At 65.2% G+C, this 22,302-nt stretch carries 20 protein-coding genes and 2 pseudogenes; 9 read left to right on the top strand and 13 right to left on the bottom strand.

Annotated features, from left to right (window positions below; genetic code table 11):
* The first annotated feature begins 40 nt into the window (after positions 1-40).
* From PKKP23_RS29270 to PKKP23_RS29255, 4 genes are all read left to right on the top strand, one after another.
* The gene (locus PKKP23_RS29270) at positions 41-688 is read left to right on the top strand and encodes a DsbA family oxidoreductase (protein WP_126879438.1); all 648 of its coding nucleotides are present in this window, start codon (positions 41-43) and stop codon (positions 686-688) included.
* Between the two features lie 377 nt (positions 689-1,065).
* On the top strand, positions 1,066-1,434 hold the full coding sequence (locus PKKP23_RS29265; protein ID WP_017778287.1) for a hypothetical protein: 369 nt from the start codon (positions 1,066-1,068) through the stop codon (positions 1,432-1,434).
* Positions 1,435-1,790: 356 nt separating this feature from the next.
* Complete coding sequence (locus PKKP23_RS29260) at positions 1,791-4,031, top strand: TonB-dependent receptor (protein ID WP_126879437.1); 2,241 nt, start codon at positions 1,791-1,793, stop codon at positions 4,029-4,031.
* 88 nt (positions 4,032-4,119) lie between these two features.
* Positions 4,120-4,803 (top strand): Fe2+-dependent dioxygenase, encoded by a 684-nt coding sequence (locus tag PKKP23_RS29255; protein WP_017778289.1) that lies wholly within the window; start codon positions 4,120-4,122, stop codon positions 4,801-4,803.
* 37 nt (positions 4,804-4,840) lie between these two features.
* Here PKKP23_RS29255 and PKKP23_RS29250 read toward each other — a convergent pair whose 3' ends face one another.
* The 4 genes from PKKP23_RS29250 to PKKP23_RS29235 form a co-directional block, all read right to left on the bottom strand.
* Complete coding sequence (locus PKKP23_RS29250) at positions 4,841-6,007, bottom strand: methyl-accepting chemotaxis protein (protein WP_126879436.1); 1,167 nt, start codon at positions 6,005-6,007, stop codon at positions 4,841-4,843.
* A gap of 143 nt (positions 6,008-6,150) precedes the next feature.
* Positions 6,151-7,248, bottom strand: a complete 1,098-nt coding sequence (locus PKKP23_RS29245) for a DUF72 domain-containing protein (protein ID WP_126879435.1) — start codon at positions 7,246-7,248, stop codon at positions 6,151-6,153.
* Between the two features lie 237 nt (positions 7,249-7,485).
* Complete coding sequence (locus PKKP23_RS29240; protein ID WP_042303213.1) at positions 7,486-7,719, bottom strand: hypothetical protein; 234 nt, start codon at positions 7,717-7,719, stop codon at positions 7,486-7,488.
* Positions 7,720-7,893: 174 nt separating this feature from the next.
* Positions 7,894-8,364 (bottom strand): Lrp/AsnC family transcriptional regulator, encoded by a 471-nt coding sequence (locus PKKP23_RS29235; RefSeq protein ID WP_126879434.1) that lies wholly within the window; start codon positions 8,362-8,364, stop codon positions 7,894-7,896.
* Positions 8,365-8,513: 149 nt separating this feature from the next.
* On the opposite strand from PKKP23_RS29235, the gene PKKP23_RS29230 reads away from it, so the two are divergent.
* Entirely contained in the window at positions 8,514-9,197 is a 684-nt protein-coding gene (locus PKKP23_RS29230) for a LysE family translocator (RefSeq protein ID WP_126879433.1), read from the top strand.
* A 77-nt stretch (positions 9,198-9,274) separates the two neighbouring features.
* Here PKKP23_RS29230 and PKKP23_RS29225 read toward each other — a convergent pair whose 3' ends face one another.
* Positions 9,275-9,790 (bottom strand): DUF1993 domain-containing protein, encoded by a 516-nt coding sequence (locus PKKP23_RS29225; protein WP_126879432.1) that lies wholly within the window; start codon positions 9,788-9,790, stop codon positions 9,275-9,277.
* A 292-nt stretch (positions 9,791-10,082) separates the two neighbouring features.
* Here PKKP23_RS29225 and PKKP23_RS29220 point away from each other — a divergent pair, with 292 nt between their 5' ends.
* On the top strand, positions 10,083-11,645 hold the full coding sequence (locus PKKP23_RS29220) for a S53 family peptidase (RefSeq protein ID WP_126879431.1): 1,563 nt from the start codon (positions 10,083-10,085) through the stop codon (positions 11,643-11,645).
* A gap of 120 nt (positions 11,646-11,765) precedes the next feature.
* Complete coding sequence (locus tag PKKP23_RS29215) at positions 11,766-13,478, top strand: S10 family peptidase (RefSeq protein ID WP_126879430.1); 1,713 nt, start codon at positions 11,766-11,768, stop codon at positions 13,476-13,478.
* A 185-nt stretch (positions 13,479-13,663) separates the two neighbouring features.
* Here PKKP23_RS29215 and PKKP23_RS29210 read toward each other — a convergent pair whose 3' ends face one another.
* The 4 genes and pseudogenes from PKKP23_RS29210 to PKKP23_RS34640 form a co-directional block, all read right to left on the bottom strand.
* Complete coding sequence (locus tag PKKP23_RS29210; protein WP_126879429.1) at positions 13,664-14,074, bottom strand: hypothetical protein; 411 nt, start codon at positions 14,072-14,074, stop codon at positions 13,664-13,666.
* 97 nt (positions 14,075-14,171) lie between these two features.
* The gene (locus PKKP23_RS29205) at positions 14,172-15,635 is read right to left on the bottom strand and encodes a mechanosensitive ion channel (RefSeq protein WP_126879428.1); all 1,464 of its coding nucleotides are present in this window, start codon (positions 15,633-15,635) and stop codon (positions 14,172-14,174) included.
* Between the two features lie 551 nt (positions 15,636-16,186).
* Positions 16,187-16,339 (bottom strand): annotated as a pseudogene (locus tag PKKP23_RS34645) (L-rhamnonate dehydratase); the annotation flags it as partial.
* A gap of 1 nt (position 16,340) precedes the next feature.
* Positions 16,341-16,558 (bottom strand): annotated as a pseudogene (locus PKKP23_RS34640) (SDR family NAD(P)-dependent oxidoreductase); the annotation flags it as partial.
* Between the two features lie 449 nt (positions 16,559-17,007).
* On the opposite strand from PKKP23_RS34640, the gene PKKP23_RS29195 reads away from it, so the two are divergent.
* Complete coding sequence (locus PKKP23_RS29195; protein WP_126879427.1) at positions 17,008-17,550, top strand: hypothetical protein; 543 nt, start codon at positions 17,008-17,010, stop codon at positions 17,548-17,550.
* 199 nt (positions 17,551-17,749) lie between these two features.
* Here PKKP23_RS29195 and nadE read toward each other — a convergent pair whose 3' ends face one another.
* On the bottom strand, positions 17,750-18,607 hold the full coding sequence (gene nadE / locus PKKP23_RS29190) for an ammonia-dependent NAD(+) synthetase (RefSeq protein WP_126879426.1): 858 nt from the start codon (positions 18,605-18,607) through the stop codon (positions 17,750-17,752).
* A 309-nt stretch (positions 18,608-18,916) separates the two neighbouring features.
* Between nadE and PKKP23_RS29185 the strand changes: the two genes are divergently transcribed.
* On the top strand, positions 18,917-19,915 hold the full coding sequence (locus PKKP23_RS29185) for a L,D-transpeptidase (RefSeq protein WP_240659177.1): 999 nt from the start codon (positions 18,917-18,919) through the stop codon (positions 19,913-19,915).
* Between the two features lie 98 nt (positions 19,916-20,013).
* Here the strand turns inward: PKKP23_RS29185 and PKKP23_RS29180 are convergent, their stop codons facing one another.
* From PKKP23_RS29180 to hutC, 3 genes are all read right to left on the bottom strand, one after another.
* Positions 20,014-20,895 carry a DMT family transporter gene (locus tag PKKP23_RS29180; protein WP_126879425.1) on the bottom strand — a complete coding sequence of 294 codons (882 nt, stop codon included), beginning with the start codon at positions 20,893-20,895 and terminating at the stop codon, positions 20,014-20,016.
* Between the two features lie 145 nt (positions 20,896-21,040).
* Positions 21,041-21,226 (bottom strand): hypothetical protein, encoded by a 186-nt coding sequence (locus tag PKKP23_RS29175; RefSeq protein WP_126879424.1) that lies wholly within the window; start codon positions 21,224-21,226, stop codon positions 21,041-21,043.
* A gap of 144 nt (positions 21,227-21,370) precedes the next feature.
* Entirely contained in the window at positions 21,371-22,162 is a 792-nt protein-coding gene (gene hutC / locus PKKP23_RS29170; protein WP_017778306.1) for a histidine utilization repressor, read from the bottom strand.
* Positions 22,163-22,302: the final 140 nt, after the last annotated feature.

The raw sequence follows: 22,302 nt of genomic DNA, 5'->3' as shown, positions 1-22,302 counted from the left end.
ACAGGGCGCGGCCGCAACCGCTATCGCTTTCAGGAACGCAATGACCCAACCGCTCAGAATCGATTTCGTCTCCGATATCGCGTGCCCGTGGTGCGCCGTCGGCCTTTCTTCGCTTCAACTTGCGCACGCACGCCTTGGCAACGAGGTGGACGCGCAGGTCGTGATGCATCCCTTCGAACTGAATCCGCAGATGGGCCCGGGCGGCGAGGCCATTGTGGACTATCTCGGCAAGAAATATGGCCGTACGCCCGAGCAGATCGCCGAGACCCAGACGATGATCGGCGAGCGCGGCGAGAGCGTGGGCTTCACCTTCGGTCCGCGCACGCGCGTCTACAACACCTTCGACGGGCACCGGCTGTTGCACTGGGCCGGCATCGAAGGTAAGCAATTGCCGCTCAAGCTCGCGCTGCTGCGCGCCTATCACGGCGAAGGCAAAGACCCGAGCGATCACGAAGTGCTGGTGGAGGCGGCGCGATCGGTAGGGCTCGACGCCGACGCGGCGCGCCAGGTGCTGCAAAGCGGCGCCTACGCCGACGAGGTGCGCGCGGAAGAAGCGCAGTACCAGTCGATGGGCATTCAGTCGGTGCCGTCCATCATTTTCAACGGCCGCTATCTCGTGACAGGCGGGCAGCCCGTGGAAGCGTTCGAGCAGGTGGTGCGGCAGGTGCTGGCGGAGGCGCAGGCTTGATGGGGTTGTGAGCGGCCGTGATCTGCGGCGGGTCTCCAGCGCTCTGCGTGCTCTGTCGGGTACGACAAATGCGGCTCTTGCGCCCATGTGGCGAGCACGGCGCGAGATGTCTTCAAAGCGTTTGCAGACCGTCTGCAAACGCACTGCAAAGTGCTCTGCCAAGTGCGTCACCGCACAAAGCGTCCGTCGCGACGTTGAATTGTCGGCACGGTCTCTTAGAATGCATTGAGCATGGCTCGCTTCGGCGTGGACCCTTCGCCGGAGCGCAGTGGGCTGCGGTCAGGCCTTGCCGCTGGCCGCCAGGGTTTGCGCCGCCGGCCTCTGCGGCGCGTGCGCCGGCCCGTCGGGCCGGGCATCACGGACGGGAGCGGCGAATCATGCAAGACATTCCCGACGGGTCGCGCGTTCCAGTCTGGTGCGCGGCCGTTTTCCTCGTTGCCATGCCGGTGACGGACGCCTTCGCCAAATCGGCATGTCCCGCTTACGTCGAACTGCCTTCGGGCAGCGCATTCGACATTGCCCACCTCGTCAAGGACGCCGGTTCGCCCGAGGCGGCACTCGGCAAAGTGCGCGACGCGCTGGCTCGAATCGATGCGAACGGCGGCTGTCCGCACTCGGTGCGCCCGCTCGTGTGCCAGGAAACGCTGGCCGTCGCGCGAAAAGCGATGGCGGCGCTGCAGGCCTGCTCGTCCTCGCTTTCCGCGCTGCCGCCCGTGCAGCAGACTACGCGCGACGCGGCACGGTAGGCGGGCTGCGTGCGGGTTGCCGGCGGGATTTGCTGAAGATCGGCTTGAAGGCTTGAATCCGTGAAGGCTCGAAGACTCGACGCCGTGAAGGGGCATTGCCGCCGTTCCGCCGTGGCCTCGTTTTCACCGAGCGCCAGCCGAAGGCTTGAAAGATTTTGAAACGCGTGTAATGATAACGATTCGCATCTGGATGCGTGGCGACATGCCGCGCATCGTCCGATGATCGCAACGCAAAACTAATCGTAGCCAGCCTCGCACCTTCGCTCCGCGCGTAAAGGTCGCCCCGCCAGCCAGCATCGCGCCGCCCCCGGTTTCGTTCGACCGGTTGGCGCGTGTTCATCTTCGACGGGGATTCCATGTTCGACAAGAAGCCGCTGGCCACAGCGATGGCACTGCTGTGCGTCACATCGGCCGCCACGCACGCGTCCGCTCAAACCTCATCCGCTGCGGCTGCGGCGCCTGCCGGCGCCAGCGGAACGCGCAGCGCTACCAGCACCGCTAGCGCCACCAGCGCCCAGGCGAAGGACGGCACCCAGCTTGCCAGCGAAGGCACTTTGCCTGCTGTCGTGGTGTCCAGCGCCACCGACCAGCACGACTTCCAGGCCGACCGCGCGACCGTGGGCGCGAAGACGCCCACGTCGCTGCGGGACATTCCTCAGACCGTTACCGTCATCAACAAGGCGCTGCTCAACTCTCAGGCCGCCACGTCGTTTCAGGACGCGCTGCGCAACGCGCCGGGCGTGACGATCGGCGGCGCGGAGGGCGGGCAGATCGGCAACAACGTGAACCTGCGCGGCTTCACGGCGCAAAACGACATCTACCTGGACGGCTTTCGCGACCGCAACCAATACTATCGCGACACGTTCGACCTGGAAGCCGTGGAAGTGCTGTACGGGCCTTCGTCGATGCTGTTCGGCCGCGGCTCCACGGGCGGCGTCATCAACCAGGTCACGAAGAAGGCGAATCTCACGCCCTCGGCGGAAATTTCCACGATGATCGGCACCGACGACCGCTATCGCACCGCGGTGGATGTGAACCGGCCGCTCACGGATACGTCGGCGATCCGGCTCAACGCGTTCGGCCAGTCGCTCGGCTCGAGCCGTGACGAGATGCACAACAAGGACTACGGCTTTGCGCCCGAAGCGCGCTTCGGTATCGGCACGCCCACCGAGATCACGCTGTCCGCGCTCATCCAGCACAACTACGATCAGCCCGATTACGGCGTGCCGCCGCTCAACGGCCATCCCGCGCCCGTGTCGCGCAACACGTATTACGGCATCACGTCGGACCGCACGATCCAGGACGTGCAGACGTTCAACGCGAGCATCAAGCACCGCTTCAACGACCACTTCACGATCACCAACCGCACGCAGATTTCGCACTCCATGACGGACGCGCGCGAAACCGCGCCGCAGGCGGTGCTCACGGGGCCGCTCGCCACGAGCACCGCGCTCTCGAACGGCAACTACACGCAGATTCCGCTGAGCCAGTTGTACGTGAAGCTGCAAAGCCATGACCGCGTGATCCAGAACCACGCCATCTACAACGACACGATGGCGCAGTACAAATTCACGACCGGTCCCATTGCGCACGACCTGATCGCGGGCGTCGAACTGGGCCACGAGACTTACTCGAACCAGGCCTACACGCGCGGCAACCTGCCCGTGGTGTCGCTGATCGATCCGGTCTATCTGTCCGATCCGGCCGGCGTGACCACGACGAAGGGCAACTACGCGTCGTCGTCGGCGAATTCGATTGGGACCTACGTCAACGACACGGTCTCGCTCGGCCAGCACTGGAAGGTGGTGGGCGGGCTGCGCTGGGACCGCTACCAGGCGCACATCTCGAACACCATCAACGCGCCTTCGTATGCCGCGCAGACCAACAACTACACGAGCGTGCGCGGCGGCGTGATCTGGCAGCCGAGCGACTGGCAGTCGTATTACGCGTCGTACGGCACGTCGTTCAATCCGTCGCTGGAAGCGCTCACGGTCACGAACCTCACGCAGAACCTGCCGCCCGAAACGACGCGTTCGTTCGAAGTGGGCAGCAAGTGGGACCTGCTGAACGGCAACCTCTCGGTGACCTCGGCGCTGTTCCAGCAGGAAAAGCGCAACGCGCGAACCCAGGTGTCGTCGACGGAATACACGCTCGACGGCGACGTGCGCGTGAACGGTTTCCAGGCGAGCGCGACGGGCCGCCTCACGGAGCGCTGGCAGATCTTCGCGGGTTACACGTACATGGACGCGCGCATCGTCTCCGCACGCGACGGCACCCAGGGCCACGTGCCGGCCAATACGCCGCGCAACACGCTGACGCTGTGGAGCACCTATGCGATCACGCCGCACTGGCAGATCGGCGGCGGGCCGACCTACATGTCCGCGCGCTATGCGGCCAACACGAATCTCGTCGAGGTGGGCGGCTATACGCGCTGGGACGCGATGGCGGGTTATCACACGAAGCGCTACGACGTGCAGTTGAACGTGCTGAATCTGACGAACAAGCGCTACTACGACGCGCTGATTCAGTCGGACGGCGGCCGGTCGGTGCCGGGCATTGGGCGCACGCTGCTGGCGACGGCGAATTACCGGTTCTGAAGCCGGTTCTGAAGCCGGTTTTGAACGCGCTTTCAAGCTCGCCTCTGAATGCGGCGGGCGTCATTCAATCTGTATCGAAGGTCCACCCATGCTGCTGCCCATTCCCGATGTTTTGACCGCCGACCAGGTGCGCTACGTGCGCGAGCGTCTGGAAGGCGCAGGCGACGCGTGGGTGGATGGCCGCGCGACAGCGGGCTATCAGGGCGCGCCCGTGAAGCGCAACCAGCAGATCGCCGAGCATTCGCCGGTGGCGCGCGAACTGGGCGACGTGATCGTGGGCGCCATCGAGTGCAATCCGCTCTTCATCAGCGCGGCGCTGCCGAATCAGGTGTATCCGCCGCTCTTCAATCGCTACGAGAGCGGGATGACGTTCGGCAGTCACGTCGACGGCGCGGTGCGCGTGCTGCCGAACGGCGTGAAGCTGCGCACCGACGTTTCGGCGACGCTCTTCCTGTGCGACCCCGACGAATACGACGGCGGCGAACTCGTGATCGAAGACACCTACGGCATGCATCAGGTCAAGCTGCCGGCCGGGCACATGGTGGTGTATCCCGCAACGAGCCTGCATCAGGTGACGCCGGTCACGCGCGGCACGCGGCTCGCGAGTTTCTTCTGGGTGCAAAGCCTCGTGCGCAGCGACACGCAGCGCGCGCTGCTGTTCGACATGGACACGGCGATCCAGCGCCTCAATGCAACAGGCGCCGACGACGCGGCGCGCCGCAGCCTCGTCGGCTGTTATCACAACCTGCTGCGGCTCTGGAGCGAAACGTAGGCCTGAACCGGTAGGACTAGACGGACGGCCGCCTGCGTTAACCGGCTTTCTTCACCTGGAAGATCTTCACGGCTTCGGCCAGCGTTTGCGACTGTTCCTGCAGCGACCCGGCCGCCGCCGACGCCTGCTCGACGAGCGCCGCGTTCTGCTGCGTGGCGTTATCGATCTGCGCGATCTCCGTGTGAATCTGCTCGATGCCGGTGCGCTGCGCGGTCGTGGCCGTGCTGATCTCGCCCATGATCTGCTCGGCCTGCTTCACGCTCTTCACGATCTCTTCCATGGTGCGGCCGGCCACGTCCACGAGCCGCACACCCGTTTCGATGCGCTCCACGGAGCGGCTGATGAGCTCGTTGATCTCCTTGGCCGCCGTGGCGCTGCGCTGCGCGAGCGCGCGCACCTCGGTTGCGACCACAGCGAAGCCGCGGCCCTGCTCGCCGGCGCGGGCGGCTTCCACCGCGGCGTTGAGCGCGAGGATGTTGGTCTGGAACGCGATGCTGTCGATCACGCTGATGATGTCGCCGATCTTCGTCGCGCTCGTGTTGATCTCGCCCATCGTCGCGACGACTTCGCTCATCGTGCGCCCGCCTTCGGTAGCCACTTCGCTCGCGGAGGCGACCAGTTCGTTGGCCTGCGCGGCGTGCTCGGCGTTGTTCTTCACGGCGTCCGTAAGCGCGGCGATGGAGTGCGCGGTGCGCTGCAGGCTCAGTGCCTGCTGTTCGGTGCGCGTGCTCAAGTCGTTGTTGCCGGCGGCGATCTCGCACGAGGCCTGCGCCACCGTTTCCGCGGACTGTCGGACTTCGGCGATGGTCGACTGGAGCTTCTTGCGCATCATGTTGAGTTCGTAGTTGAGCCACGCGATTTCGTCGCGACCGGCCGATTCGATCTTCGTCGCCAGATCGCCGCCCGCAATGCGGCCCACGGTAGCGACCACGCCCTCGACCGGCGTCTTGATGGCGCGCCGGATGCCCCAGCCCAGCATCACGCCTACCGCGACCGCCAGCCCCGACGACACGATCACCACCGGCACGAGCGCGCTCGCCGCTGTGCTTGTGGCGGTGCCGTCGGCGCCGCCCGCAGCGTGCTCCGAGCTGGCGAGTTGCACCGCCCATAGCGCGGCGCCGCTCGCGCAGAGCACGAGCAGGATCATTGCGGCGAAGCCTGCGGAAATACGCGTCGTGAGACGGAAATTGGAGAGTCGGATCACAGTCACCTCGGTCACGCTTTTATAAAGGCTGCCAGGCACGCGGCTCGAGTGGCGCGCGAGGCATCGGCGCGATGTTCCATTCCGCGGCCGGCCAGCATCTACGCGTTATTACGGCAAGGCGGGGGACGGCGACTCACGGGGGTTTACGCGAAGCGTGCAACAGACTTGCAGCGTTTTTTCGGGCGATGCATAAGCGATCGTTTAGTCAATTCGCGCGGCGAGTGGCCGGGGCGCTTTCTGGGCCCGTCTTTGGACCGGCTTTTTGGGCTGCTTTCCGGTCTGCCTTCCCGGTCGCTTGCCGGCGATGGCGGGCGGCTGCCCGTGCGGGGTGCTTTGCCTTCGTATTCGGGCAGGGGCGGGAGGTGCGCATCGAGCCCGAGGCGGGTCATCAGGCGGCGCGCGTCGAACGGTGCGCGCACCTTCACGTCGTTGTCGAAATAGCAGAAGACATCGCGTTGGCCGCGCGGCTTCGGTGCCGGGCGTCCGATGCGCCGGGCGTCCGCGGGCTCCGCGCCCGCATGCCAGGCCGCGATCCGTTCGGCCCAACGGGCGAGGGCGTCGTCGGGATAGGCGCCGTGGTACATCTGCTCGCTGCCATGTAGCCGCAGATAGACGAAGTCGCTCGTCACGTCTTCGGCATAGGGCCACTTGCCGGCGGAATGCGCGAACACGAGTGCGATGCGATGGCGGCGCAGCAGATCGACGAAGGCTTCGCAGAGGAAGCTTTCGTGCCGGATCTCGATGGCGTGGCGCAGCGGCCGCTTGCGGTCGATAGCCAGAGTCGAGCGGCCGGCGACGCGCTCGTCGTGATGCTCGCGTGCGAAGTCGAGCGCCGTTTGCGTGTCGCGCGGCAGCAGGGCGAAGAAGTGCTCGAAGCGCTCGGCGTCGAACCGAAACGAGCCCGGAAACTGCCAGAGCAAGACGCCGAGTTTTTCCTTGAGTTCGAAGACGCCCGATGCGAGGAAGTTGCCAAACGCGGCTTCGATGTTCTTGAGGCGCAACCGATGCGTCAAGAAGCGCGGCGCCTTGACGGCGAAGACGAAGCCGGGCGGCGTCTGCTCGTAGAACCCGGCGTAATCGGACGGGCGCATGAGGCTGTAGAACGACCCGTTGATCTCGATGGTGGGCAACGCCTGCGCGGCGTAGTGCAGTTCCTGCGCCTGCCGCAGCCCGGGCGGATAGAACACGCCGCGCCAGGGCGCATAGCGCCAACCCGAAATGCCGATGCGGATGGTTTTCATGCCGTCCCCCTTGTTTCCCTTATCGCGGCGCGCCGGCGCCGGATATCGGGTGAGACAGCGTGAACGCGGATGGCGTTTCGCTGGCGAGCGAGCGCATTGGGGCGTGACGCCTCGAATGTTTGTTCGCAACTAACGGTCTGTCCCGCAAGGCACCTTCGAATCGGTTCCGGTCGCCTGCGTGCTCGATCCATCGTGCTTCGCCGGCTGGCAAGCGACCGGGGCGGGTAGGTATGCCGGTCAGCGGTTCCCGTCAAGCAGGTCGTTCAGCAATTCGTCGAACGCTGCCTGGGCTTCTTCGAGCTCCTCCAGCGCGGCGTCGAACGTCTGCAAGGCGAGTTGCGACGGGCGTCCGTCGCCCTTGGGCGGAAACTGGGACTGAAGGGCGGCAAAGGTGGTGTGGACGCGCTGCGTCGCCGCGAGCACACGGTCCATTGCGCGGGTTTCTTCGGCTCGTGCTTCTTCGGGTGTCATGGATGCTCCGTCAGGTTCAAATCAGATTCGGGACAAACGGCTCGCGCTCGGCGGGACCGTGGATCGGGGTGGACCGGGCGTGCGGCGGGCTGCGGAAGGCGACGGTGCGAGCGACGACGAGATCCGCCCGCAGGGCGGCAAGGTCTCTGCGGCGCGCCCGCCAACCCGTGCTGCTCACGGCACGGGCAGTCCGCCGTTGGCCTTCACTTCGCGCAGCGATAGCGACGATTCCACGGACGTCACGCCCGGCAGGCAGCGAAGCTCGTCGCGCATAAACGTACCGTAGTCGTCCAGGTCGCGGGCAACGACCTGCAGGATGTAATCGGCACTGCCCGAGACGTTATGACACGACAGGATGCGGGGAATGGCCAACACCTCGCGTTCGAAGCGGTCGGCGAGCGCGCGGTCGTGGACGGCAAAGCGCACGTACACGAACGCCACCACACCGAGCCCGAGCGCTTCGCGCGAGAGCATGGCCCGATACCGCTCGATATAGCCTTCCTGTTCGAGTCGTTTCAGACGCCGAGCACAGGGCGTTTCGCTGAGCCCCACCGTTTCGGCGAGGCGCGCGTTCGGGATGCGGCCATCCGCCTGTACGGCGGAGAGGATGGCGCGGTCAATCCTGTCGAGTTCGGGGGTGTTCACGGTGAAAATGGAATTCTCGAAATTAAGTGCGGATGTTAGCGTATTCCTCCAGGCGAAGCCGGCCACGGACTGAAAGTCGCCAGAAATCCCTCGTGTCGCGATAGCAATATAGAGCCCGACAAAACGGGTTCCTGCCGGGGTTTTCTGCGATGGTTTCCACTCACCTTCTGGTCGTCTTCGTTGCCGCACTGATCGTTGTCTATGCCTTGCCGGGCCCCGACATGGCCTTGATCCTGCAAACCAGTATCGGACGAGGCGTGCGCAGCGGCCTCGCGGCCGCAGCCGGCCTGGGCGCGGCGCGCGCGACGCACGTGACGCTGTCTGCGTGCGGCGTGGCCGCGCTGCTTCACAACGCACCCTGGCTCTACGAGGTGGTGCGGTATGCGGGCGCGGTTTATCTGGCATGGGTCGCCGTGCAGATATTCCGTTCGCCCGTGTTTGCGTTGCCGGGGGCCGGAGCTGGCGATAGTCGCGCGGCCACGCCTCGTCAGCCTGCGGCCAGCGCAGCCGCGGTGTCGGCGGCGCTGCAGCGGCCGCGGCGCGTCGACTTCGTCAAGGGGCTGCTGACGAACCTGCTCAACCCGAAGGCCCTGCTGTTCTGCTCAGTCCTATTGCCCCAGTTCGTGCGTGCCGACGCTGGCCCCGTGGCGTTTCAGGTCACGGAGCTGGGCGTCGTGCTGGTCACAATGGGCGCGTGCTTCGACGCCCTCTACGTGCTGGGTGCGGCACGCATCGCGAACTGGGTCCGCGCGCATCCACTCGCGCAGACTGCGCAGCGCTGGGCATTTTCGGCTGCGCTGATCGGGTTCGCGGTGCGACTCTCGCTCGATTGAGGCGATTGAAGCGATTGTTGAGGCGATTTGGGCGATCAAGACCGCCGCAGCGGCACTCTCCAACGCCTTCTACATCTTCAAGCGGCCCGCTTTGCTCCGAGGTAATCCAGCTTGCCCAGTTCCACACCGTTGTGGCGGAGGATGTCGTAGGCCGTGGTCACGTGGAAGAAGAAATTGGGCAGCACAAAGTGCAGCAGATAGCTCATGCCCGTGAATTCGATGGGGCCGGTGCGCATCTTGAGCGTGATCGTGCGCTCTTCGGAGCCGTCGATCTGCGCGGGCTTGAATTCCTTCAGGTAATCGATCGTCTTCTGGATGCGGGCCTGCAATTCGTCGAACGTGAATTCGACGTCCTCGTAGCGCGGCGCTTCCACGTCGGCCAACCGCGCAGCACAGCCTTTGGCGGTGTCGGTCGCGATATGGATCTGGCGCGCGAGCGGCAGCATGTCCGGGAACAGGCGTGCGCCCGTGAACACCGAAGGATCGATCTGCTTTTCGGCCGCGTGCGCTTCGCCTTTGCCCAGAATGGCTTGCAGGTTGGTCAAGCCGTGCAGCAGCACGGGCACCGATGCTTGATACATGGAAATGGACATGGGAATTCCTCGTTCTTCGATGGTGTGCGCCGCGCTTCGCCCGGTTGCGCACTGCGACGCACCGGAAGCTGCGGGCGGCCCATTATGCGTCATCTTCTGAATGCGTCGCCATCGGCCATACGGACAGGTGCCGGTGCGCAGGAACTGTGCTTGAATGGTTTTGTCGGACGGTTCTGCGCTATCCCACTGAAACGAAATTCCCCTCGGGTTCGAGTCGCAGCGCGCGTGCTGCGGCCGTGCCCGGCGCGGGCAACGCGTGGCTACCGTCGTGCATTCCGGAGGTGTCGAAACCATGGCGAAACATCCGCTGGCAGGAAGTGAGCGTGCAGTTGCTGAAGGATCAAAGGTGGTTGGGCATTGCGACCCGGCCGAGGTAATCGAGGTGGTGGTCATGCTGCGTCGCCGGGACGAACCGGCGTTTCACGCGCTCATGCAGAAGCTGGAGTCCGGCGCCCCGGACGCGAAGCCGCTTTCGAGGGAAGAGTTCGCGAAGCGCTTCGGCACGCCCGCTGACGACCTTGCCAAGGTGCAGGCTTTCGCGGCGCAGCATGGGTTGGCCGTCGTCCGCTCCGACGCCGCCGCGTGCACCGTCGTGCTGAAGGGCACGATTGCCGAATTCCAGAAGGCGTTCGACGTCGAATTGCAGCATTACGAGCATCACACCATCGGCCGCTATCGCGGGCGCACCGGGCCGGTCAACTTGCCAGACGATCTGCACGGCGTCGTCACCGCCGTGCTCGGGCTGGACAATCGTCCGCAGGCGCGGCCGCACTTTCGTATCCGCCCCCCGTTCCGGCCGGCCCAGGCGCGCGAAACCGCGTCGTTCACGCCGCCGCAGTTGGCCGCGCTCTACGAGTTTCCGGCTGGCGACGGCGCCGGCCAATGCATTGGCGTCATCGAACTGGGCGGCGGATATCGCAACGCCGACCTGCAGCAGTATTTCTCGAGCCTCGGCATGCCGGCGCCGAAGGTGGTGGCCGTGGGCGTGGACCAGGGCAGCAATCGGCCGACAGGCGACCCGGGCGGGCCCGACGGCGAAGTAGCGCTCGATATCGAGATCGCGGGCGCCGTTGCGCCGGGCGCGACCATCGCCGTCTATTTCACTCAGAACAGCGATGCCGGCTTCGTCGACGCGGTGAGCCGTGCGGTGCACGACACCACGCACAAGCCATCCGTCATCGCGATCAGTTGGGGGGCACCGGAAACGGCGTGGACGGCGCAATCGCTGCAGGCCTTCAACAACGTGCTGCAAGCCGCGGTCGCGGTGGGCGTTACGGTATGTGTGGCATCGGGCGACAGTGGATCGAGCGACGGGGTGAGCGACGGCGCAGATCACGTCGACTTTCCTGCATCGAGCCCGTATGTGCTTGCCTGCGGCGGCACGAGCGTGCAGGCATCGGGTCAGTCGGTGACGAGCGAAACCGTCTGGAACGACGGACCTTCAGGCGGCGCGGGCGGTGGCGGGGTGAGCGGGGCGTTCCCGGTCCCTGCCTGGCAGGAAGGCTTGAGCGTAACGCGAACCGGTGGTTCGAAAATTGCGCTTTCCGGCCGCGGCGTGCCCGATGTTGCGGGAGACGCATCGCCGGCAACGGGCTATGAAGTGCTGGTGGACGGCACGCAAACGGTGGTGGGCGGAACGAGCGCCGTGGCGCCGTTGTGGGCGGGACTGATCGCGCGCATCAATGCAGCGAAGGGCCAGCCGGCCGGGTTCATCAATCCGAAGCTGTATAAGGCTCAACGCGTGTGCAACGACATCACCCAGGGTAACAACGGCAGTTTCGAGGCGGCGCCGGGCTGGGACGCCTGCACGGGGCTTGGCAGCCCCAATGGTCAGAAAATCGCCGCGGCTCTATAGTCGTTGGCGAACGTGGTGTGGTGAAAGGGCCGCCGGCTTGCCGGCGGTTTCCGTCTGGCGCGACTCGCCACCGGGCGGTCGCGTGGCGTGAAAACGCATAACGAATCCGATGGAGCGATCATGACGAACCCCGATTCAGCTTCCGGCAGTGTGCAGTCGTCCCACAATTCCCACGCGTCGCCCGCATCGCGCGCGTCGGTAGCCTCCGCGGCTTCGTCCGCACTGGCGGCGGCACCTTCTCCGGTGCCGTCGTCGCCGGCAGCGCACCGCAGCGGCGACCAGCCATTCTTCGACCCCGTCGCCTATGGCAACGGTCCCGACGATTCGGTTACGGATACGAGCGAGAGCGCGGCCATTACGAAGCATTCCATCGTGATTGGCGGCAAGAAGATCAACTACACGGCCACGGCGGGCCACCTCGTCACGGTCGACCCGAGCAGTTCGCAGCCGAATGCCAGGATCTTTTATGTGGCGTTCACAGAAGACGGGCAGAAAGAAGAAGCGCGGCCCGTCACGTTCTTCTATAACGGGGGGCCGGGCTCGTCTTCAGTGTTCGTCCTGCTGGGCTCGTTTGCGCCGAAGCGCATCAAGACTTCGATGCCGGGTTTCACGCCGCCCGCGCCGTATCAGCTCGAAGACAACCCGGACAGTCTGCTGGACAAGAGCGACCTCGTGTTCATCAACCCGGTGGGCACAGGCTATTCGGCAGCCATCGCGCCGCACAAGAACCGGGATTTCTGGGGCGTGGACAAAGACGCCGACTCCATCAAGCAGTTCATCAAGCGGTTCCTCACAAAGAACAACCGCTGGAATTCGCCGAAGTATCTGTTCGGCGAGTCGTACGGCACGGCACGCAGTTGCGTGCTCGCGTACCGCTTGCATGAGGACGGCGTGGATCTGAACGGCGTCACGCTGCAGTCGTCGATCCTCGACTACACACAGGCGGGCAATCCGGTGGGTGCGCTGCCTACGGCAGCAGCGGACGCGTGGTATCACCGCAAACTCGGCGTGGCGCCCACACCAACGGACCTGGGTGCGTTCGTGGAAGAGGTCGCGCAGTTCGCGCGCACCGACTATCTCGCCGCTCTGCGCAAGTTTCCGTCGACCGACGACGCCACGGTGGAAAAGCTCTCCGAGTACACCGGCATCGACAAGACGACGCTGCTTGCATGGAGCCTCGACGTTGCAGCCTACGACAGCCGCGGCAATTCGCTCTTCCTGACGACGTTGCTCAAGTCGAAAGGCGTGGCGCTGGGCGCCTATGACGGTCGCGTCACCGCTATCGATACCGGCATTGCCGGCAAAATCGATCCGAACTCGGGCGGCAACGATCCGACCATGACGGCGGTGAGCGGCGTCTACACCGCGATGTGGAACCAGTACCTGAACGAGCAGCTCAAGTACACGTCGAACTCGTCGTTCACGGATCTGAACGACCAGGCGTTCCTGAACTGGGACTTCAGCCACATCGACCCAACGGGCGAACAGAAGGGCCTGGACTCGAAGGGCAACATCGTGCTTTATACGGCGGGCGATCTCGCGGCCGTGATGGCGCTCAACGTCGATCTCAAGGTGCTTTCGGCAAACGGCTTCTACGACTTCGTCACGCCGTTCTACCAGACGGTGCTCGATCTCCAGCAGATGCCGCTCGTGAGCCAGTCGGTGCGGCAAAACCTGTCGGCGCGGTTCTACCCATCGGGGCACATGGTCTATCTGGACGGCGGATCACGTACCGCGCTCAAGGCTGACCTCGCGAAGATGTACGACGCAACCGTGTCCGACACGGCGGCGGTGGGCCGCATTCGGGCGCTCCAGGCACGCAAGGCGAGTTAGCGGCGTCGCGGTTAAGCGCCAGGCGTCAGGTGGCGGCGTTGCGCTTGCCGTCGGTCTCGGTGGCGGCAAGCGCGATGCATCAGCGATGCATTGGCGGTGTGTCGACTGCGGTGGTGTCGCGCACTATTCCGGCTTCGCTTTCGACAAGCTCACCGGCTTGTGCTGCAACCAGTTCAGCACCTCGCTCAGCATGAAGTCGCCGGGTTTGCCGTACACCACTGGCTGAGTCGTCGGCCGCCTACCGACGCTCGAGTTGGACGACTGCGCACGTTGAGCCTCGATTGTCTGCAGTTGCCCTGTGACCTCACGCGCATGCGTTGCTCCAGCGCGGTGTCCGGGCGACCGTCGTGGCTCGATAGATGGCGATCGAGATCGATCTCCCTCACGGCAGGCAGGTCGCCGGATTGATCGGGCGGGTGGTCGTCCACGGGCAGATCCGGTTGAACGCCCACGTTCTGGACCTTCAAACGGTCCACGAGATCGGGCACGGTCTGCTCGTTGAAACCGCTGATGCGTACGTAGCCGAAGCCTGGTGCCGGGCGCTCCAACGTGACGTTGTTCTGGTGAATGAATGCGCGCGTCAGAACGAAGGTCATCGACCGGTCTTCTGCCGGCCGGTAGACGAGTCGCACGGTTTTCAGGCGAGGCAATTACCGCATTGCGCGGGGCGCGACGTGACTCGCGCCCCCACGATTATTCGCCTGACCGGCCGCGGCCTATCCATCGATCAAGCAGCTTGCCCGCCGCCTCGCGGCCGCCCAGACCGAACGAGAGCGCCACAGCGACAGCGATTGCGCCGAGCACGAGGCCAAACGCGAGTTGCACGATCTCGTTGGCAATGCCCATCGCGCGAAGCCCCATCGCGAACACGAGGCCGAGAATGGCGAACTGCGCGATGCGGGCGAACAGTTCGCTATGTTCGTTGTCCGCTTGCTGGATGACGCGACGCGCGAGATTCGAGAGCCAGAAACCGATCACGAGGATCATGCCGCCCATCAGCACATGGCCGCCGAACTCGATGAACAGTGTCACGACGTCGCGTACCTGCGTGAAGCCGAGCCGGTTGGCGGCCTCGACTGTCGCGAACAGCATTGCGAAGAACACGATCAGGCGCGCGGCCAGCACGGACGGCTGCAGCATGCCGGAGAACACGCGCTCAAGACCCAGTGCGCCGGGTAGCCCGTCGACGCCCGCGGCGACGAGCAGCTTTTGCGCGAGCGCGGCAACGAAGCGCGCAACGTAGAACGTGACCGTCACGATCACGATGGCCGCAAAGAGGTCCGGCACCGCGCCGAGAAACTGGTTGAGCATGTTGGTCGCAGGGCCCGAGAGCGCCTCGATTTTCAGGGCATCGAGCGCGGAGATCAGCGTGGGCACGAATACGAACACGTAGACGAGGGTGCCAACGAGGCTCGATACGCGCACCGGCGTCGGGCTGTCCAGGTTCTGCGCCAGCTTGTCCGCGCCCGCCGCGGCGAGCAGGTTGGTCACGAGCCCGCGCAGCACGCGCGCGACGATCCAGCCCACGAAGCCGATCACCGCCGCCGCAAAGAGGTTCGGCACGACGCCGAGCAGCTTGTCGACCATGCCTTGCACGGGCGCGAGCAGCCCGGACAGCGCAAACGCGGACAGTACCGCGGGCAGGAACATCAGGATCACGAGCCAGAACAGAACGTCGCCCAGATAGCCGCTCACCGGCGCGATGCCCGCGCCGCCCGTGAGCTTGTCGTCTAACTTGCCCGATCTCAGCGCGCGGTTCGCCAGACTACGCAGTAGCGATGCGACGAGCCACGCGATCAACGCGAGCGTGACGCCGCCGATCAGGTTCGGAAGGTAATCCACCATCCGCGCAATGAGCGCGGAAAAGGGATTCGAGACAGCGGAGAGATTCAGCGCGTTGAACACGCCGACGACGGTGACGAGCATCGCAAACCAGAACACGCCCGCCGCGACGCCCTGTTCGACGCGAATCACCTGACCTGTGCCGTGCGCGATCTGCTGATTCACCTTCAATGCGGACAGGAGCTTGCGTACGACCACTCGAAGAACTGCGGCGACGATCCAACCGACGATCAAAAGGCCAATGGCTCCGGCGATCTTCGGTAGAAAACCTCCCAAGGCGGCCAGCAATGGCGAAACGAAACTGGATACGTCCATTTTTATTCCCTCCCCGTCGTTGAAACACAATTTGGACTACGTAGGACCTCAACAATAGAACCTGCTCGCTGAGCATACATCGCGGTAGCGCTGACAGGTGCCGGATTTGACTATTCGTGACAATGCGGCATCGGATCTTTTTAAGCGTGCCCCTCCGCTCGAGTGCGCCTCGCAGCTCGGCCATGGAGGAAGAGATGGCTAGCGAAATGCGCCTGGCCTGAGCGCCGACCGGAGTTCAGAAATATTCACAGTCTCCATGCGTGCATGCGGCATAAGTCAAGAATTGCCCTCTCGCCTTAAGGGCGCGTTAAGGGTGCGTTAAGGGCGTCACGACATAACTTCCAGGAGACAGGTCCATGAGCCGTACGCGCCTTGTCACGAAGTTGTGTCGTCTCGCACACGGGCACATTCGACACACCACGACTCCTTGCAGCTCCAACGGTCGGTCAGCCGAAGCGAATGCTTGAGCATGCATCGCAAGCTTTGCTCCGGCAGCCTGTTCGCAAGGCGGCGCGTGAGCAACGGAATCGTCGAATACGTGCGTCAGCAGCGAAGCTCTGCCGGCTGCTGCGGTACTCGGGGTAGCGGCTCGTCGGCGTTGCGCAGTGATCGTCGATCCAGTGTCGCTGGCCTTGATCGTGGTTGTCGGCGCCCGCTCCGCGCAGCGTGAACGCCCGAATGTGCTTGGTTGTTGGCACGCCCATTGCCAGGCGATTGGGTGAGGCGCGTCACACCGGCCGTCGACTCGCTGTAGCGTGACGCATTCGGATTGCCTTCCTTGCCGGCCACGGAGGCGATGTTGACGATACGTCCCAAGCCCTTTGCCACCATGTGCGGTACCACGTTGCGGCGCGTGAGGTAGGGGCCTATCAGATTGACTTCGATCATTCGATCACGCGTCGCCACACGGCCGGCTCCAGTTGCCGGTGTTCCGTTCGCGTGCCGCTTGCCCGCCGACCGCCGACCGCCGACCGCCGACCGCCGACCGCCGACCGCCGACCGCCGACCGCCGACCGCCGGCCGCCGGCCACCTCGAGGCGCTCGCGAACAAGCGGCGTGAAGAACGACACGATTCTGTTTTTCAGATGGACAAGTGCCATGTCTTCGATGGCCAAGGGGGTGCCAATTTGACGCTGTGAATGGCGGGCGTGGCGCATAGGCGCTGGCCCCGACGCTGCCGCGGCGCATGCGACCACGGCAGTCTTTCACGACGCAGCCATCCTCGATATGTTTTAATTGCCTTCAACTCATCCATTCCGCATCCATGGTGTGCCGACCAATGAACGCAGGGAAAACAGCCAGCACAGGAAACACATCGGACGCAGACACAGAAGAGAATCGCCAGACGGCGCGCCTGTCGCCTGGTGGAGGCGTGAAGACGCTGCGTGAGCGGAGAGTACGCACCGTAGTCGCACTCGCAATCGGGCTGATCGGCATGCAGGGCATGCACACTGCGTGGGCGCAAGACGCCGCGCTGCTCGACGACCGTGTGACGCAGCACTCGGTTGCCGACACGATCTGCCGGCCCGGCTATGCCGACGCGGTGTCTCCGTCGCTCGACAGCATCATGGCCCGCAAAGACCGCATGCTGGCGAAGCATGGTATCGATGCCGAGGACGGCACCTCGTACGCGCTGGATCGCCGCGTGCCTATCGTGCTGGGTGGTTCTCCGGACGCTGCCGCGAATTTCGAGCTGCGCCCATGGGCCGGGCACGCCGGCGAGCGCCGCAAGGAATTGCTGACCGCGAGGCTGAAGCGATGCGTGTGCGCGGGGCGCATGACGCTGGCCGAGGCACAGGCCGCCATCGTCGGCAACTGGCCGGCGCGGTACGGGCGTCTTGGGCGCCGCTGCGAGGGAGAACTTGACGACGGCGCGAGCGCGAGTGCCGAAAGGTCTGGCGACAACGGCTCTTGAGAGGCTTGAGGGTGCTGGCATTCCTCAGCGCGAGCCCGCGTTAATAGCGGGAGCGCGTGCCAGTGCGCGAAGCGAGTGAAGCACTCAAAGCGCACCACGCGAACGCCACGTGCTCACGACATCAGGCCCCCCGCGCAAACATGATGCGTCGGCACTGGCCTCGCCGTAGCCCCCACGCTTGCCCGTCGACGCGTTGACTTCACCCGTCGCGGCCAGGCCACTCGTCGTATGGCGTGTAAGGCAATGCGCGCTTGTGCCGCGTGACGTCATAGAAACGGAGGATGGTCTCGCGCGCCTCTTCGCTCACGGGCTTGCCTTCCAGAAAATTGTCGATGACCTCGTAGGTCACGCCATAAGCCTCTTCGTCCGGACGCTGCGGCCGTAACGTTTCGAGATCCGCGGTGGGAATCTTCTGCGTCAGCGCTTCGGATGCGCCCAGCGCTTTCGCTACCGCGCGCACCTTCCGCTTGTCGAGGCCGGCCAGCGGCAACACGTCGGCGCCGCCGTCGCCGTACTTCGTGAAGAAACCCATGACGGATTCCGCGGCGTGATCGGTGCCGATCACGATGCCCGTGCGTGCGCTCGCCACCGCGTATTGCGCGATCATCCGCTGCCGCGCCTTGACGTTGCCGTGCACGAAGTCCTGTTGTTCGTGGCTCGCGAATGAAAGGCCGCTTGCGGCCAACGAGGTCATCATCGCGTCCGCGGCCGGGCGGACGTCGACGGTCAGCGTTTCGTCGGCGCGTACGAACGCAAGCGCTTGCCGGGCATCGGCTTCGTCGTGTTGCGTGCCATAGGGCAGACGCATCGCGACGAAGCGCGCCTCATAGTTGTCGGCGCGCAGCCGCTCCACTGCCAGTTGTGCGAGTCGCCCGGCCGCGGCCGAGTCGATCCCGCCGCTGATGCCCAGCACGTAGGCTTTCAATCCGTTAGCACGCAGATAACGCGCGAGAAACGCGACGCGCCGTTCGATTTCGGCGGCGAGATCGATGTCGGGCGTCACGCGCATTTCCGCGCGGATGCGCGCCTCGTGCGCGGCATGATTCGATGGCTTCATGGGGCGATCTCCTTCGTGGCCTCGTGGGCAGCGGACGTCATCCATCTGCTCCACACTACTCAAGATTGGCCAGGCCAGTTGTTTCGGGCATGCATCATGCGTGATTGTTCATGATGCGACCTCGATGCGCGGCCTTACGACGCGCGCGTCGATGCGCCTGAACGCATTAGCCTTCATGATACGCAGAAGCCTGTTTTCGAATACGTCATGAAACAGAACGGACAAACTTGTGCCGGCACGGGCTGTATCGGCACACACGGGGAGGGTATGGACAATCGCCACGAAAGTGATCGCGCGCCGGATCGCCGCATGTTGCCGGCGAAAGCTCGGGCGCAGTCACGATGGGCCGCGCACGTCGTCGCGACGTTCTTTGTCTGCCTCACGACCGGTGCGGTCGCAACGGCCGCCCTGGCGCAGTCGTCGCTGCCGGCGTCGTCCGCATCGTTGCCGCCATCCGAACCACCCGCACAGGCTGCACAGGCCGCATCGACGCCCGCCGCATCGAGCCTGTTCGTTCCCGAAGGCGCAAAGCCCGGCGACCCCAACGCGGCCCTGAAGATGCGCGACGCCTTCGCGCACGAAGTCACGCGCCGTCTCGACGTGCCCGACGCGGATCAGCGCTTCTATGCCGGCCAGTTGCAGGGCGCGCTCGCTGCGCACAACCTGGGGAGCCTTGCGGGCGAGTACGTGGTGCTCGTGGATCGCAACGAGAACGTGCAGGCGCTCTTCATCTACTATCGCGCGCTGCCCGTGGAAGGGTGGCAACTGCTCGGCGCGTCACCGGTCGCGACCGGCCTGCCGGGCCAGTACGATCACTTCGTCACGCCGCTCGGCGTATTCGAGCACACGCCGGCGAACATGGACTTTCGCGCGGAAGGCACCATGAACGAGAACGGCGTGCGCGGTTATGGCCAACGCGACATGCGCATTTTCGATTTCGGCTGGGCTGAGGCCGAGCGCGGGTGGGGCAAGGGCGGCACCTCGCAGATGCGCTTCCAGATGCACGCAACCGACCCCGATCGCCTCGAGCCGCTGCTCGGCGTCCGGCACTCGAAGGGCTGTGTGCGCATCCCCGCGTCGCTCAATGCGTTCCTCGATCACTACGGCATTCTTGATGCCGAATACGAAGCCACCGTCGAAGCCGGCAAGCCGCTGTGGGTGCTGCATGGAGATCGCGTCATCACGCCTTGGGCCGGGCGCTATCTCGTGGTCGTGGACTCGGAGCGCAAGGTACGCCCGGCATGGTCGCCCTTGCCGGGGCCGAAGGCGGGAGCCAACTTGCCGCCGGGCGGCGACACCGCGGACTGAGCGTGAGCCGCCGAAGCGGCATCGAGAGAAAGCCGGCCCCGCCCGAGCGGACGTGACGCCCCGAGTGGAGCGGGTGCCCCGTGCCGATGATCAGCGCTTCACGACCGGGCCAGGGTCACCCCTGCAAGCGCCAGTACGAAGCCGGCAATCTGCACCGGCAGCAGCGTCTCGCCGAACCCGAGATACCCCTCGACGGCCGCGAGCGGCGGTGCAAGAAAGAGCAGCGCAGTGGCGCGCGCGGCATCGCCACGCCGAACCATCCACACGAGCAGCGTGACGCTCACGCCGGAGAGCATGACGATGCCCCACGCGAGCGAAGCCCACAGTGCCGGCGAAGGAATCCAGCGGTGCTCGCCGAGCGCAAGCGCGAGCACGCACGCGACGAGCGCGGCGCCAAAGTTCTGCACGGCGCTGGCGCTGCGTAGGTCGGCCCTTGCCAGCGACGTCTTCTGAAACAGCGTGCCGGCGGTAATGGCGCCCACCGCAAGAATCGACACGGCCACGACGAGCCACGGCGGCGCGGCGCCGTGCGTCACCTGCCCGGCAGGCGCGGTGATTTTCGGCGCGAGGACCAGCGCGACGCCGGCAAGGCCGAGCGCCATGCCGGCCCAGCCACGTCGATGCAGCCGTTCGCCGAAAAGCGGAGCCGCCGCAGCCGCCGTGAAAAGCGGCTGCAACGCCCCGAGCAGCGCCATGACGCCTGCGCTCAGCCCTTGCGCGACGGCCCAGTATCCGGCGCCCAGGTACACGCCCTGCAGCAGGGCGCCCGCGAACAGATGCTTGCCGAGGTCGCGTCCCGAAGGCCACCGTGCCCGCGCCGCGAGAGCCGCAAGCGCGAACAGCAGGGCGGTGCCGCCGAAGCGCGCGAGCAGGAACAGGTTGGGGTCGGCGAACGGCGTGATGGCACGGGCGACAACAAAGCCCGTGGACCAGAGCACGACGAACACGGCGGCAGCCAGCGTGGCAATGAGCATGGGCATGGGTGGGGCAATCGGGCGTGGGCAGTCGAAAGCCCGCAGTATCGCGTGAGGCCCGGGGCCGCGTCTTGTTCAGTCGTGCAATGCCGGCGTATGTGTGGCCCGTGCGGCCCGTGCCGCCTGTGCCGCCTTCGATCCGGCGCAGCGGTTATTCGATGGAAAAGGTATCCACCGGCTGATTCGCGCTGGTGTCGCCGGCAAAGCGCGTGCGCAACTGCTCGTAGAGCCGGCGCGCCTCGTCCAGCGTGAGATCGATCCAGTAAGGATCGCCGGCTGCGTCGTTGAGCCGTTCGGGTGGAAACTGGATTTCGACCGCAATTCCCTTTCGGTACACGTCGCGTGCTCCTTTGAACTGACGAGCGCGCAGTGTAGCAACGCAACCGCCCCGAATTCGTGCCCGCTGCGAAATGCAGTCCTTCCGGTCACGGCTTGACGAAGTCCGAATTTTTTCGCGAGACAGACGTGGCCCGAACGCCGCTCAGCTTTGCCGCTGCGCGAACTCCGGCGTGAAGCGGCACCCCAGCCGGTAACGCGAGCCGGGATGCACGAAGCGTGCGTAGGTCACCGCGACGCCGTTCGACCACGTGCGGCGCACGAGCGTGAGACAAGGCTCGCCCGGCGAGATGTGCAAAAGCTCGGCTTCTTCGGGCGTGGGCAGGCCGGCATCGACCACGTGCTCGATGTCGTGCACGGGCACGACCGCATAGAGATATTCGGACGGCCGCACCGTCGAAAAATCCTGTTCGATGAAGGCCGGCGCCACGGCGGGATTCACGTAGCGGTCTTCCAGTTGCACGGGCAGGCCGTTCTCGCGATGCACGCACGTCACGTGAAAAACCGACGCGCCCGCGGGCAACTCCAGCGCGTTCGAGACTACGAGCGGCGCCGTCTCCCGTTGCGTGAGCAGCGTTTCGCAGGCGTATTCGTGGCCGCGCGAGCGGATCTCGTCGCCGATGTGGGCGATCATCAGCAGCGTGGATTGCGGCTTGGCCTCCGCGACGAACGTGCCCACGCCCGAAAGCCGCGTGAGCCAGCCTTCGCCCGTGAGCTCGCGCAGCGCGCGGTTCACGGTCATGCGCGAGACGCCGAGCGAGGCCACCAGATCGTTTTCGGATGGAATGCGGTCGCCGGGCTGCCAGGTGCCCGCTTCGATCGAAGAGCGGATGTAGTGCTTGACCTGCTCGTAGCGGGCCACCGGCGCGTCGCCGGCGTGTGCCGGGCTGGCCGCGCCGGCTTTCTCGCGTGCCCCGTGGTGCGTGGTGACGGACATCGCGCAGCCTCCTCGTTCAGTGATGCGTGTAATGCGTCGATAAAGCTCGCGTTGGGCACGCGCGCGGATAGCACGCGCAACAGCGACGCGTGCCGCGGATGAGCCTCGCCAAGCCTTTGAGGCTCATGCCGTGCCCAGCG

The organism is Paraburkholderia kururiensis JCM 10599 = LMG 19447 (genome assembly GCF_003986935.1).
In the GTDB taxonomy this organism is placed as follows: domain Bacteria; phylum Pseudomonadota; class Gammaproteobacteria; order Burkholderiales; family Burkholderiaceae; genus Paraburkholderia; species Paraburkholderia kururiensis.
Note: the sequence above shows the minus strand (reverse complement) of the source record. Positions and strands in the feature narration are given on the sequence as shown.

Coding starts and splice junctions, on each gene's coding strand:
- PKKP23_RS29185 (WP_240659177.1), top strand. CDS start 18,917: ATGTTGCCGGCGAAAGCTCGGGCGCAGTCACGATGGGCCGCGCACGTC.
- nadE (WP_126879426.1), bottom strand. CDS start 18,607: ATGAAGCCATCGAATCATGCCGCGCACGAGGCGCGCATCCGCGCGGAA.
- PKKP23_RS29210 (WP_126879429.1), bottom strand. CDS start 14,074: ATGACCTTCGTTCTGACGCGCGCATTCATTCACCAGAACAACGTCACG.
- PKKP23_RS29265 (WP_017778287.1), top strand. CDS start 1,066: ATGCAAGACATTCCCGACGGGTCGCGCGTTCCAGTCTGGTGCGCGGCC.
- hutC (WP_017778306.1), bottom strand. CDS start 22,162: ATGTCCGTCACCACGCACCACGGGGCACGCGAGAAAGCCGGCGCGGCC.
- PKKP23_RS29230 (WP_126879433.1), top strand. CDS start 8,514: ATGGTTTCCACTCACCTTCTGGTCGTCTTCGTTGCCGCACTGATCGTT.
- PKKP23_RS29180 (WP_126879425.1), bottom strand. CDS start 20,895: ATGCCCATGCTCATTGCCACGCTGGCTGCCGCCGTGTTCGTCGTGCTC.
- PKKP23_RS29245 (WP_126879435.1), bottom strand. CDS start 7,248: ATGAAAACCATCCGCATCGGCATTTCGGGTTGGCGCTATGCGCCCTGG.
- PKKP23_RS29255 (WP_017778289.1), top strand. CDS start 4,120: ATGCTGCTGCCCATTCCCGATGTTTTGACCGCCGACCAGGTGCGCTAC.
- PKKP23_RS29220 (WP_126879431.1), top strand. CDS start 10,083: ATGGCGAAACATCCGCTGGCAGGAAGTGAGCGTGCAGTTGCTGAAGGA.
- PKKP23_RS29240 (WP_042303213.1), bottom strand. CDS start 7,719: ATGACACCCGAAGAAGCACGAGCCGAAGAAACCCGCGCAATGGACCGT.
- PKKP23_RS29260 (WP_126879437.1), top strand. CDS start 1,791: ATGTTCGACAAGAAGCCGCTGGCCACAGCGATGGCACTGCTGTGCGTC.
- PKKP23_RS29205 (WP_126879428.1), bottom strand. CDS start 15,635: ATGGACGTATCCAGTTTCGTTTCGCCATTGCTGGCCGCCTTGGGAGGT.
- PKKP23_RS29270 (WP_126879438.1), top strand. CDS start 41: ATGACCCAACCGCTCAGAATCGATTTCGTCTCCGATATCGCGTGCCCG.
- PKKP23_RS29225 (WP_126879432.1), bottom strand. CDS start 9,790: ATGTCCATTTCCATGTATCAAGCATCGGTGCCCGTGCTGCTGCACGGC.
- PKKP23_RS29215 (WP_126879430.1), top strand. CDS start 11,766: ATGACGAACCCCGATTCAGCTTCCGGCAGTGTGCAGTCGTCCCACAAT.